14 protein-coding genes and 1 tRNA gene are annotated in these 12,013 nt (G+C 56.9%); 7 read left to right on the top strand and 8 right to left on the bottom strand.

What is annotated here, in order from left to right; all coding sequences use genetic code 11:
* Positions 1 to 45: 45 nt before the first annotated feature.
* From ACQZ6D_RS01090 to ACQZ6D_RS01080, 3 genes are all read right to left on the bottom strand, one after another.
* Entirely contained in the window at positions 46 to 1,140 is a 1,095-nt protein-coding gene (locus ACQZ6D_RS01090) for an ABC transporter substrate-binding protein (protein WP_035198131.1), read from the bottom strand.
* Positions 1,141 to 1,452: 312 nt separating this feature from the next.
* A complete protein-coding gene (locus ACQZ6D_RS01085; RefSeq protein WP_065704727.1) occupies positions 1,453 to 2,007 on the bottom strand; it encodes a dual specificity protein phosphatase family protein in 555 nt (184 codons plus the stop codon).
* A 138-nt stretch (positions 2,008 to 2,145) separates the two neighbouring features.
* Entirely contained in the window at positions 2,146 to 2,733 is a 588-nt protein-coding gene (locus ACQZ6D_RS01080; protein WP_003512594.1) for a YqaA family protein, read from the bottom strand.
* Positions 2,734 to 3,248: 515 nt separating this feature from the next.
* On the opposite strand from ACQZ6D_RS01080, the gene ACQZ6D_RS01075 reads away from it, so the two are divergent.
* A complete protein-coding gene (locus tag ACQZ6D_RS01075) occupies positions 3,249 to 3,893 on the top strand; it encodes an exopolysaccharide biosynthesis protein (RefSeq protein ID WP_003512591.1) in 645 nt (214 codons plus the stop codon).
* 3 nt (positions 3,894 to 3,896) lie between these two features.
* Here ACQZ6D_RS01075 and ACQZ6D_RS01070 read toward each other — a convergent pair whose 3' ends face one another.
* Positions 3,897 to 4,175: a hypothetical protein gene (locus ACQZ6D_RS01070; protein ID WP_013635921.1), complete on the bottom strand. Its 279-nt coding sequence runs from the start codon at positions 4,173 to 4,175 to the stop codon at positions 3,897 to 3,899.
* A 176-nt stretch (positions 4,176 to 4,351) separates the two neighbouring features.
* Between ACQZ6D_RS01070 and ACQZ6D_RS01065 the strand changes: the two genes are divergently transcribed.
* Positions 4,352 to 4,426, top strand: a tRNA-Asn gene (locus ACQZ6D_RS01065).
* Positions 4,427 to 4,516: 90 nt separating this feature from the next.
* On the opposite strand, the gene ACQZ6D_RS01060 is transcribed toward ACQZ6D_RS01065, so the two are convergent.
* The gene (locus ACQZ6D_RS01060) at positions 4,517 to 4,909 is read right to left on the bottom strand and encodes a DUF2934 domain-containing protein (protein WP_448729759.1); all 393 of its coding nucleotides are present in this window, start codon (positions 4,907 to 4,909) and stop codon (positions 4,517 to 4,519) included.
* Between the two features lie 169 nt (positions 4,910 to 5,078).
* Between ACQZ6D_RS01060 and ACQZ6D_RS01055 the strand changes: the two genes are divergently transcribed.
* On the top strand, positions 5,079 to 5,318 hold the full coding sequence (locus tag ACQZ6D_RS01055; protein ID WP_013635919.1) for a hypothetical protein: 240 nt from the start codon (positions 5,079 to 5,081) through the stop codon (positions 5,316 to 5,318).
* Positions 5,319 to 5,387: 69 nt separating this feature from the next.
* Here the strand turns inward: ACQZ6D_RS01055 and ACQZ6D_RS01050 are convergent, their stop codons facing one another.
* The 3 genes from ACQZ6D_RS01050 to ACQZ6D_RS01040 all read right to left on the bottom strand — a co-directional run bounded on the left by ACQZ6D_RS01050 (position 5,388) and on the right by ACQZ6D_RS01040 (position 6,921).
* Positions 5,388 to 5,831, bottom strand: a complete 444-nt coding sequence (locus tag ACQZ6D_RS01050) for a TIGR02594 family protein (RefSeq protein ID WP_025593218.1) — start codon at positions 5,829 to 5,831, stop codon at positions 5,388 to 5,390.
* A gap of 113 nt (positions 5,832 to 5,944) precedes the next feature.
* Positions 5,945 to 6,502, bottom strand: coding sequence for a methylated-DNA--[protein]-cysteine S-methyltransferase (locus tag ACQZ6D_RS01045; protein WP_065704975.1), 558 nt, complete (start codon positions 6,500 to 6,502; stop codon positions 5,945 to 5,947).
* A 131-nt stretch (positions 6,503 to 6,633) separates the two neighbouring features.
* Positions 6,634 to 6,921, bottom strand: coding sequence for a DUF982 domain-containing protein (locus ACQZ6D_RS01040; protein ID WP_003512562.1), 288 nt, complete (start codon positions 6,919 to 6,921; stop codon positions 6,634 to 6,636).
* A gap of 189 nt (positions 6,922 to 7,110) precedes the next feature.
* Here ACQZ6D_RS01040 and ACQZ6D_RS01035 point away from each other — a divergent pair, with 189 nt between their 5' ends.
* From ACQZ6D_RS01035 to sseA, 4 genes are all read left to right on the top strand, one after another.
* Positions 7,111 to 8,550 carry a cryptochrome/photolyase family protein gene (locus tag ACQZ6D_RS01035; RefSeq protein ID WP_448729578.1) on the top strand — a complete coding sequence of 480 codons (1,440 nt, stop codon included), beginning with the start codon at positions 7,111 to 7,113 and terminating at the stop codon, positions 8,548 to 8,550.
* A 122-nt stretch (positions 8,551 to 8,672) separates the two neighbouring features.
* Positions 8,673 to 9,710, top strand: coding sequence for a cysteine synthase A (locus ACQZ6D_RS01030; RefSeq protein WP_003512558.1), 1,038 nt, complete (start codon positions 8,673 to 8,675; stop codon positions 9,708 to 9,710).
* 12 nt (positions 9,711 to 9,722) lie between these two features.
* Positions 9,723 to 10,460 carry an alanyl-tRNA editing protein gene (locus ACQZ6D_RS01025; protein ID WP_003512557.1) on the top strand — a complete coding sequence of 246 codons (738 nt, stop codon included), beginning with the start codon at positions 9,723 to 9,725 and terminating at the stop codon, positions 10,458 to 10,460.
* A gap of 16 nt (positions 10,461 to 10,476) precedes the next feature.
* Positions 10,477 to 11,898, top strand: a complete 1,422-nt coding sequence (sseA, locus tag ACQZ6D_RS01020; RefSeq protein WP_025593211.1) for a 3-mercaptopyruvate sulfurtransferase — start codon at positions 10,477 to 10,479, stop codon at positions 11,896 to 11,898.
* Positions 11,899 to 12,013: the final 115 nt, after the last annotated feature.

Here is a 12,013-nt window from a genome sequence, read left to right as displayed (position 1 = left end):
CGGCGAAGAAAGCACGTTTCCGTGCCGCCACAGGCAAGCGCGATATCAATCCTTGACGGCGATGGCGAAAGTGCCTTGAGGCGTTACCGGAAGGTACTTCTTGTAATAGCCGAGATAGTTGGCGATCGGATCGACATCCTTGAACTGCTCGGGATATAGCTGCTTTGCGATGTACTGAACCATGGCGAAATCGGAGAGCGTGCGCGACGCACCCTGGTAGACACCGAACAGCTGGCCGTTCTTGATGGCGGGCAATTCGCTCCAGCCCTGGCGGGCCTCAAATGCCTTGAGTTTCTCGCCTGCGTCTGCCGCCTTCACCGCCTGTCCCATGGGCAGCGCTGCCGGGTTCTTGTTGTTTTCGCGACCGGAAATGAAGATGGCGTCAGGCTTGGACGCCAGAACCTGTTCTGGATTGATCGGTCCCCACCATTCGACGAAGGGAGCGGCAATGTTGTCGCCGCCAGCCGCCGTGGACATGGCGCCCCACATGTTCTTGCCGTAGGTGAAAGAATATTCGGCCGGGCCCTTGTTGCCGAACTCGACGTAGACCTTCGGTTTCGGCTTTCCGGACTTGGCGACCCGGTCAGCGACCTCTTTCAGCGAACCGGCATAGAAGTCGGCAATTTCCTTGCCACGCTTCTCCTGGCCGGTCAGGTCGCCAAAAAGCCGGGTCGAGGCGACGTGCCGCTCGACCGTCTGGGCGTTGTAGTCGACGACGACGACGGGAATGCCTTCTTCTTCCAGACGATCGGCATCGAGACCAAGCGCTTTGTATTGCCAGTCCGCCAGAATCACCAGATCGGGATTGAGGCTCAACACTTTTTCGACCGAGAAAGTCTGCGCTTCCACTTCACCGACATCGGCAATGTCGGCAAGCGAGGCGCGATGCGCGAGGTGCATCTTCCAGTTGGCGGGTACCCAGCCTTCCCAGGCTTCGCGAGAAATGCCGACGACGGAATCATAGGCTTTCTCGCCGCCGACCGCCATGTAGTCCTCGAAGTAGAAACCGAGAACAACGCGCTTTGCTGGAAGGTCAACCTTCACTTCGCGTCCGATGACATCTGTGATGGTCTTTTGTTCAGCCATTACATACGGGGCGGTAAAGAGAATAGACAAGAGCGATGCGGCAAGGCCGCTCATAAATGATTTTGGTGTCATGATGCGATCCAGAAGTTGAAACAACGTCGCTCTATAAAAGATGATTAAAGGAGTCAACTTAATTGTTGGATCGCATAAGTTACTAATATATAGACAGAAAATGTGATTTCCGACGAACCTTGAGAGGGAGAAATCGGGTCGCCTGATGAAAGACAGGCTGCGTCGTTGAGAACTCAACAGTTAAGAAACCAAGCGTTTGGGTCCCGTCCCGACCGTTGCGCGATCAGAACAGAACGCAAAATCCCGCTTCAGGAGATCGATCAGCAATTTTGCGGATGTTATGCCCGACCGTTTTCAAAACTCGTTTGAAGCAATTGTGAAGTCGTCGGCGATCGACATGTGTTCGACATTTTCCCAGGTCTGGTCCATGGCATAGGTCTCAGACAGATAGGGGATGCCGATATGGCCGTAGCGGACGGAAAGCTGACTCTCAGCCGCCTTTTCACCGAGATACGCGACGCGGCCGAGATAAAGCGCGGTCGCAAGGCCTGTCCTGTCCGCACCGGACTTGCAATGGATGAGGATGGGTTTCGGCGCATCACGCATGATCGCGACCAACTGGTTCACCTTGGTCATGTCGAGTTCGTGGCGGGCTGACATGCCAAAATCGATATGGGTCAACCCAAGCTCGCGCGAGGTTTTGATCTCATCCTTGTACCAGTCCTCGGATTCATTCTCTCCGCGCAGATTGATGACCGTCTTGATGCCATTGTCCCTGGTATAGCGGACCAGCTGCTCACTGCTTGGCTGGTTGGAGCGGTAAAGCTGCCCTGCCACCACCTCGTGAAAGTTGCCGAGAAGCTGGATGGCCAGGAGATAACCGCCTGCGGCAAGCACAGCAATACCCATGCCCCCCAAGGAGCACTTCCATAATCTTCGCATAATAAATCGGTTCTCTCATTGGACGAGACAACCGATACAGCTGGATTCTGACAGTAGGCTGAAAGTTATGCGACAGTATTGTAAGAGTAGAAAAACTGCGTTTCGTCAGCGCACGAAAACGTAGACCGCATAGATGGCGATGAGCGCTGCGGCCACAGCGGCGGCAATAACACCAAGGCGTTTTTCGATGAAGTGGCGCACCGGTTCACCGTATCTTTGCAGCAACCCGGCGAGGATGAAAAAGCGCGCGCCGCGCGTGACGACAGCCGAGAGAATGAAAAGGCCTAGGCTGATATTGGCCGCACCGGAGAGGATGGTGACAACCTTGATCGGCGGCAGATGCGCAAAGCCAGATGTCACCAGCAGGAGAATGATGGTCTCGTAATTTACCGAATTCTTGAGCTGCTCGAAGCTGTCCAGCTTGCCATAAAATTCCAGAATTGGCCGCGCGATACTCTCGAAAGCATAGTGGCCGAGAAACCAGCCGGCAATGCCACCGAGAACGGAAGCGACCGTTGCGACGAGCGCATAAAACATCGCCTTTTTTGGCTTTGCCAGCACCATGGGCAGGAAAAGCACATCCGCCGGCACAACGAAGACGGAGCTTTCGACGAAGGCCACGATCGCCAGCCACCACACGGCGCTTTTGCGCGCGGCAAGCGCCATCGTCCAGGCATAGATGTTTTTCAGCATTTAATGTCCTCGGGAAGATCGTTTTAGACCGAAGGCAAGGCGGGAGCCTAGACATCTCAGTGGCGGTTTGTCAGCGGCGGACGTTCTGACTATCGACCGCCGCCAAATCAGGATTAGAGACAACGCAAGAGAATGGCAAATGTTGGAAGATTTATTTTTTGCGTTGCGGCAAATGAGAAAAACAAACAATTCCAGACCGCAGCGGCGAATGGTTGCTGCGATGCGAAATTTCATCCTCAGGTAGATAAACCGGCCTTTTTGCGGTAGAATAAGGTGTGGCGGAAAGAGGAGGAAGTTATCATGGACTATGTAAGCTTCATTACGTCGATCAATCCGGTCATACTGGTCATCCTGCTGATTGTTCTTCTCGCAGGCGCCTACAGCAGCTGGGTTTCCCACTGACAAAGGCGGGCGGCAGCACCGGTCCGAAAAGACGCTGATTTTCCATCGGCGGTAGGCATTCGGCCGGATGAATGTTATCAAACCCGGAGTTAAAGCAACTTCCGGGAAGCCTGATGTCGAACGAATTCGCATTCACTGATACGTCTGAAAAGCTCAGCACCACGCTCGAAAAGCTGATTGGGAAACTGCAAGGTCAGACGATCACATTGCGCGAGCTGATGGAGGCAATCGGCGAACAGGGCCTGCTGCTCATCTGTGCCATAGCTTCCCTGCCCTTCCTCATTCCGGTCTCCATTCCAGGCGTCAGCACCGTGTTTGGCGCAGCGATCATTCTCGTCAGTCTGGCCATCACCCTCAACCGTCTGCCATGGCTGCCGGCCAGGATTCTCGACCGGCAGATGGAAACGGCAAAGCTGGTGCCGGCACTGCAGAAAGGCGTCGCCATCGTCTCCAGGCTCGATCGCTTCATCCGCCCGCGCCTTCCGGCGCTGACGGCGGGCATCGTCGCCAATAGAGTGAACGGACTTGCGCTGATGACCGCTGGCGTGTTGCTGATGATGCCGCTCGGCTTCATTCCCTTCTCCAACACCCTGCCGGGCGTCGCCATCCTGCTTTTTTCGGCGGGTATGATCCAGAGGGACGGCGTGACCGTTCTCGGCGGGTATCTGTTTCTCATCCTGACGGCGATTTATTTTGCAGCACTCGCCTATGCCGCCTTCTGGGCCGGACAGGGCCTCAGCAGCTCGATGGGCGGCTGAGCCTTATTGTCCACCTCTATTGCGGGTGTTGCGACCATTGCGTCGCGATGCCCACCACACTGCCAGCCGCCGCCGCCTGCGGCGAACCGCCGGCAAATCGTGGGAAAGCACGATAAGACCAAGCGGGACCATCCAGAAACCGAGGATGGGCAAAAACCCGAGCGTTCCGCCCACCACCAGCGCCGAGCCGGTGGCGATCCTACCGACGCGCGAACGCGGCATGGCAACGCTCCATTTTCCGAGATTGAGACGACCCGTTCTGTGGTCCATTCCAAATTTCATTCCATACTGCCCTTTAACATCTGGCCTGTGGATAATTTTTTCACCGTCGATAAGCCCGGAAAATCGGGACTCCGGCGAGATAAAACAAGATGAATGCGTTTTTTTTGAAAAAAGCGCTTGGCAAATCGGAAAAGCATTTGTATTACCCCGCTCACACCGCGCCAAGCAGCGCACGTTCCCTGGTAGCTCAGCGGTAGAGCATTCGACTGTTAATCGACAGGTCGCCGGTTCGAATCCGGCCCGGGGAGCCATTTTTCCAAAATATGGCATGATGAGCGAGATGCCGCAGCATTCGCTCTATATCGATCTTGGCATAGGCGCGAAGCTGGGCGTTATTGACCTCAGGTCTTCTTCGCCACACGCTTCGTCGAAGTAGACGCGTTGGTGAGTGCCGGCGGATCGCTTGCCGGGAAACTTTCCTCCAGGCTTTCGGTCAGGTCGTCGTCTCTTCGGCTGGTCTCCGCTTTTTGCTCTTTCTGAAGAGATTTTACCGCTGGTGATTTGGCATTTTTTGCCGAAGCCTTATCCGCAGTCACCTTCTTCTGGACCAAGGGCTTGGCGGCAGCGGGTTTCTTCGCGCCATTTTTGCCATTGGTCTTTCCGGTTTCCGTGCTTGCCGAGACCTCCCGTTCCGCCTCCATCCAGTGGCGTTCGTGATGTCCCTCCGGCCTGCCTTCCCTCTCCCATATTGCGCGGGCTTTTTCGCGGATTGCTGCTTCGCGATCATGGTTCATAACGTCCTCCTCTTTGCGTCGCATCGGCTTTGACTGTGCCAATTGAAAAACAGAAATGGCCGGAAATTGTTCCGCGTCCGGAGATTGCGCATGCGCATTTCCCTGAAAAAAGGGAACCCTACTCACTGCAGGATCGTTTGTCCGGCAGGAACCCGCAGGAGGACCATCCATGAGCGATCCGAAACAGAAGAAAAACGAACCTCTCGATATCAAAGACGAAGATTTGCCGCGTTTTGAAACCGACAGCGAACTCAAATCGAAAGAAAGTGAGATTTACCCCGATGAATCCATAAGCCTGCGCGCACGCCGGCAGGCAGCGCGGCAACACGAGGATGCCTTCATCGTCGCCACAGACCTTGAGGACGATGACCAGCGCGATGCGGCACCCGGCACAAGGGAACAGCCATAGTGGCCTTAAAACGCATAAGGCGGGCCACAGCCCGCCTTTATAAGGATCGTCGTAAAGTTGGTCCGGGCTTCAGCGACGCACGGAAACGATGGCCTTGCGGTTGAAGTTCGACACCTGCACCCGGCCGGACTGATTGCCACCGAGAATTTGCGCTGTCTTGCCGCTCATGCTCTTCAATATTCCGGCGTGATAACCGCGGCCGTTGCGAATGACGACAACATCGCCCGGTTTGGCGGCGGCGACGGGAACGGCATAACCGAATGACGTCCAGGATTTTGCAAATCCGTAGGATTTGGGCGATGCGCGCCCGGCCTTGCTGGCAACGGCATGCAGGAACAGGCCACACCACGGTGTGCTGCGGGGATTTGCCCCAAGAATATTCTTCAGGCTCTTGTTGTTTTTGGATTCATGCAGTCCGGTGTATTTTTCAGCCTGGTTCAGCATGCCAGCCGACGCGGGTGCCACGACTGTAAAAGCCAAGGCAGCGGATAGAATTAACGCGGATACTCTCAAACGTCTCGCCCTTATGTTAGAGGGCGTCCGTGTATTGTGACAATTTAGCGACAATTTGACGAGAAAAGGGCAGAAATCAGACGGCTATTCATGTGGACTGATCTGTCATTGCTTTAAAACAGGCTGCCCTGTGCATCGTCAGCACGGCTGCGGCCGGCATTTTCGAGATCCAGCATGCGTAATTTGGTGTTCGTACCGCCCGGCGCGGAAAAGCCACCCAGCCGACCGCCAGCCGCCAGAACACGGTGGCAGGGAATGATCAGCGGCACGGGATTTTTCGCCATGGCCTGCCCGACGTCGCGGGCCTTTTCCATGGAGAGGCCCAGCGTTTTTACGATACCGCCATAGGTCGTCGTGCGGCCCCAGCCGATATGCCGTGCCACCTCATAGACATCTAGAAAGAACCGCTCCTGCCCGGCAAGATCGAGTTCCACGGGCGTAAAATCAATCTCTTCACCATCGAAATAGCGGGTAACCATCGCAATCGCCTCACGGGCGCGTGTGTCGGGTACAGCAATGGAAGATGACGGCAGGCGTTTCTGGATAAGTTTCTCGGTTTCACCGGCATCTGTGCTGGGCAATTGCAGACGGGCGATACCGCGCTCTGCCCATGCGAGGCCGCAATGGCCGAGAGCTGTCGGGAAAACAATATAGCCGTAGTGGTTGGTCATTGCCGTATTCATCCGCTTTGCACGCGCACGATGCCATATCCTGCGTTCGACACAACCCGTTTCTGGCGGCGGATAAAACAAGGCCACCCGGCTTTACGGGTGGCCTTTCACATCTCAATCCGGCAACGCTGTCAGGATGCAAGTTTACCCTGATCTTCCACCTTGTTTCCGGCCTCCAAGAGGCATTGCGCCTGCCGGCTTGCGGTAACGAAGGCGGCGCGCGCAATCTCTCCAGCCACGTCCCCCATCAGCGAGGCGCGGCACAGACGCAGGGCCTGCTCATGCGCCTTGTCACCGCGTTGTGGCCATTCGTGCTGGAGAAAATCGAAGGCCTCGTAAACGCCGTTGAAAATCCGGGGAGCACCGTTTTCCAAGGATATGGTAACAGGCTTTTCCCACTTAACGTCTTTCAGCAACATTGATTGTACTTCCATGCTCTATTAACCAGCGAAAAACGCCGGCTCCTCCAGTTGGTTCCCTTCACTTTCGGTTTCAAGGTCGAAAAAATAGCCCTCGAAAAACCATGTGCCTCCAGCTTTCCATTCTACGCGATTTGAGGAACAAAGCGTTTCAACACTCGTTCAAGCGGAAGTGAACCGGATCCCTTCATGCCAACAAAATCCTCTCCTGTTATCGTCTGGCTCCGCAAGGACTTGCGTCTTGCGGACAATCTCGCCCTTCTTGCAGCGGTGGAGCATGGCGGCCCCGTCATACCGCTCTATATCCGTGAGACATCCAGCGGCCCGCTGGGCGGCGCGCAGGAATGGTGGCTTCACCATTCGCTTGCCTCTCTTTCCGCGGCGCTGGAAAAATGCGGCAGCCGTCTACTGCTCAGAAGCGGCAACGCAGAGGAGACGCTGCGCCGGCTTATAGCCGAAACCGGCGCGAATGCAGTCCTCTGGAACCGTCGCTATGAGCCGACCGGCATGGCAACGGACAAGGCACTAAAAGAGGCGCTTGGGGACGACGGACTGACAGTTCGCAGCTTTGCCGGACACCTGCTGCATGAACCGTCCCGCGTGCAGACCAAATCCGGCGGTCCTTACCGGGTCTACACGCCCTTCTGGCGGGCTCTGGAGGGCGGCGAGGAGCCACATACGCCGGCGGATGCACCGCAGAGCCTGAAGGCACCTGAGACATGGCCAAAATCGGAGAAACTCGATGATTGGAAGCTTCTGCCGGTCAAACCGGACTGGGCCAAGGGTTTCAGCGAGATATGGACACCCGGTGAAAATGCAGCGCGGGAAAAACTCGATGATTTCATCGATGGTGCCTTGAAAGGTTATGAGGAAGGCCGCGATTTTCCGGCGAAGGACGCCACGTCGCTTCTTGCGCCGCATCTGGCGCTCGGCGAAATATCGCCCGCCGCCGTGTGGCATGCGACGAAGGGGCTATCACGCCATATCCCGTCCAACGATATCAGCCGTTTCCGCAAGGAACTCGTCTGGCGGGAATTCTGCTACCATCTGCTGTTCCACTTTCCCGAGCTGGACGAGAAAAACTGGAACGACAGTTTCGACGCCTTCGGCTGGCGGGACGATGACACATCCTTCAACGCCTGGACGCGTGGCATGACGGGTTATCCGATCGTGGATGCCGGCATGCGGCAATTGTGGAAACATGGCACCATGCACAACCGGGTGCGCATGATAGTGGCATCCTTCCTCATCAAACATCTACTTATCGACTGGCGCAAAGGCGAGAAGTGGTTTCGCGATACGCTTGTTGATGCCGATCCGGCCTCCAACGCTGCCAACTGGCAGTGGGTGGCGGGTTCGGGCGCGGACGCCTCGCCGTTCTTCCGCATTTTCAACCCCATATTGCAGGGGGAGAAATTCGATGCCGAGCGAGACTACGTGCGCCGCTTCGTGCCGGAGCTTGAAAAGCTTGAGCGAAAATACATCCACAAGCCGTTTGCAGCACCGAAAGAGGTGCTTAAAAAGGCGGGTATCGAGCTGGGCAAGACCTATCCCCTGCCGATCGTCGACCATGGGAAGGCACGGGAAAGAGCACTTGCAGCCTATGCCGCAGTGAAGAACAACGCATAAAATTGGGTATCGGCAAAATTTTGCGTGGCGAAGCCTAAGGCGGGAAGATAATTTCTTGCCTTGAGGCGGTTGTAACGGGACATAACGGCACCTAATTTCCGCTCAGACAAGAAGGCTCAATCATGACCATTCATCCCTCTGCGCTCAGTGCTATCGGCAACACGCCGCTTATCCGTCTGAAAGCTGCCTCTGAAGCGACGGGGTGTGAAATCCTCGGCAAGGCGGAGTTTCTCAATCCCGGCCAATCGGTGAAAGATCGCGCCGCGCTTTACATCATCCGCGATGCGGAACGGCGCGGACAGCTGCGGCCGGGCGGCACGATCGTGGAAGGCACGGCAGGCAATACCGGCATCGGCCTGTCGCTGGTGGCCAATGCGCTCGGCTACAAGACTGTCATCGTCATTCCCGAGACGCAAAGCCAGGAAAAGAAGGATGCGCTGAAGCTTCTCGGCGCAAAGCTGGTCGAGGTTCCGGCGGCACCCTATTCCAACCCGAACAATTACGTGAAGGTTTCCGGCCGTCTGGCAAAACAGCTGGCCGCGACGGATGAAAACGGCGCGATCTGGGCCAACCAGTTCGACAATATCGCCAACCGTCAGGCCCATATTGAGACAACGGCACCGGAAATATGGGACCAGACGGACGGCAAGGTCGATGGTTTCATTTGCTCCGTCGGTTCCGGCGGAACGCTTGCGGGCGTGGCTGACGGCCTGCGCGATTTCAATCCCGACATCAAGATCGGCCTTGCCGACCCTGAGGGCGCCGCCCTCTACGAATTTTACAAGCATGGCGTCCTGAAGTCGGAAGGCTCCTCTATCACCGAGGGCATCGGACAGGGGCGCATCACCGCCAATCTGGAAGGCTTCGCGCCGGATTTCTCTTATCGTATTTCGGATGCGGAAGCCCTGCCGGTGCTGTTCGATCTGGTCACGAAAGAGGGTCTTTGCCTCGGTGGCTCCTCCGGCATCAACATTGCCGGCGCAATCCGCCTTGCCCGCGAGCTTGGTCCGGGGCATACAATCGTGACGATACTTTGCGACTACGGTAATCGTTATCAGTCGAAGCTGTTCAATCCGGATTTCCTGCGCTCCAAGGGGCTTCCGGTTCCGCAGTGGCTGGCAACGAAAAGCGAGATTGCGGTTCCGTACGAAACCGTTTGAGGACATGCCGAAATGCCTGTGAATGCCCTGTTCCGTGACGATTTTTATCTTTCCACCGCAGAAGCGATCGTCACGGCGGTGCATGAGGATGGCGGCATCGAGCTCGACCAGACCTGCTTTTACGCCACGTCCGGCGGCCAGCCGGGCGACAGCGGTTTTCTCGAGCGGGCCGATGGTTCGCGCATCGAACTCGGCATTACCAAAAATGGCGCCGACAAGAGCGTTATCATCCATGTGCCGCTGGAAGGTCAGCCTTCCCCCGAGGTCGGTGAAAAACTGACCCTGCATGTAGACTGGCCGCGCCGTTACAAGCTGATGCGCATGCACACGGCCTGCCATCTGCTATCCGTCGTCTGCCAGTGGCCAATCACCGGTGCTGCCGTCGGCGAAGACGAATCGCGCGTCGATTTCGACATGTCGGAAACCATCGACAAAGATGAAGTGACGGCAAAGCTGATGGAACTGGTGAAAGCCAACCATCCCGTTTTCCTGCAATGGATTACCGACGAAGAACTTCAGGCCAATCCGGGCATCGTCAAATCCAAGAATGTGCGCCCGCCAATCGGCCTTGGCCGGGTCAGCCTTGTCTGCATCGGCGAAAATTCCACCATCGACAGCCAGCCCTGCGGCGGCACCCATGTTTCCGAAACGCAGGAAGTGGGCGATATTCACATTGCCAAGATAGAAAAGAAGGGCAAGGAGAACAGGCGGTTCCGCATTCGTTTCGGCACGCCTGAAGCTGCTGCCTGAAATCAGGAGAGACATCGTGAGCACGGATAAGAGCCGTTTCGTCGTTTCGGCGGACTGGGTAGAAAAGCAGCTCGGCACGGCCGGGTTTCGTCTCGTTGATGCCTCGTGGTATCTGCCGGCGCATAAACGCAACGGTGCGGAAGAATTTGCGGCGGGTCACCTGCCCGGTGCTGTGTTTTTCGATCAGGACAAGATCGCCGATCATGCAACCGGATTGCCGCATTCCCTGCCCTCGCCAGAGTTCTTTGCGGAACAGGCGGGAGAGCTTGGCCTCAGCGACACCGATACCATCGTGGTCTATGATGGCCCCGGTTTCTTTTCCGCACCGCGCGTGTGGTGGATGCTGCGGGTGATGGGCGTGCGCAAGGCCTACGTGCTGGATGGCGGTCTTGACGGCTGGAAGCGCGAAGGCCGGCCGCTAGAAACCGGCACGCCGGAGATCGAACCCGCCACCTTCACACCCGATTTCAACGAAAAGCGCGTGACCTCGCTATCGACCATGCGCGGCATCGTTGACAGTGGTGAAAAGCAGATTGCCGATGCCCGCGGCGCGGGACGTTTCACCGGCGACGAGGCCGAGCCGCGTGCCGGCATGCGTTCAGGCCATATGCCTGGTGCTCGCAGCCTGCCCGCCACCGCATTTTCCGAGAACGGCCACTTCAAGGACCTCACCGCCATCCGCAAGATGGTGGCGGATGCCGGTATCGATCTTGGCAAGCCAGTGGTGACGAGCTGCGGCTCGGGTGTTACCGCCGCCGTCATTACGCTGGCGCTGGAATCGCTCGGCCACCAGGATAATTCGCTATATGACGGTTCGTGGTCGGAATGGGGTGGACTGGAAGACACGCCTGTTGTCACCGGCCCTGCCGAACCTCTTCCCGTGGTGTCACATGGGCCGTTGAAGGCGCATGTCACGCAGCTTGAAATGACGGCGCCGCCGAAGGTCAGCCTTGCTATCCCCGTCAACATCCAGACGGCACTGATGCGGGTCACCGATATTCCCTTGCACTTCTACCGCTACATGTACTGGCGGGTGGGAAAACGTTGGCACTGGCAGAAACGCATGCGCATGAGCGATGCGGAACTGTCCGCCGTCCTCAAGGACCCGAAGAACAGCGTCACCGTCCTTTATATGAATGGTGCACCCGCCGGTTTCTTCGAGCTGAACAAGGCAAGCGACGAGGTAACCGAGCTTTCCTATTTCGGGCTTCTCGAAGAGGCAATCGGTGCTGGCGTCGGCAAGTGGTTCCTGTTGCAGGCGCTTTACGCCGCCTGGCAGGACAATCCGAAGCGCGTGACGGTGACCACCAACACGCTTGACCATCCCCGCGCGCTGCAACTCTACCAGATGATGGGATTTTCGCCTGTTGGTACCTATGAGGCCTGGGTAGAGCCGCTGTCCGATACGGAGCTTCTGGAAATCTCGCTGCGCAACTGAGTTCGTCACGTCGGGGATGGCCCGCTATTCCCCGACTATAGAGCAGATCCGACTACTCCTCCCTCATTCCTTTGCTTGTCACAGGAATGAGGGAGTGGGAGGCAACCGCACATGA

This window comes from Agrobacterium sp. 22-3639C2 (assembly GCF_053522105.1).
This window is presented reverse-complemented; position numbering and strand designations above follow the sequence as displayed.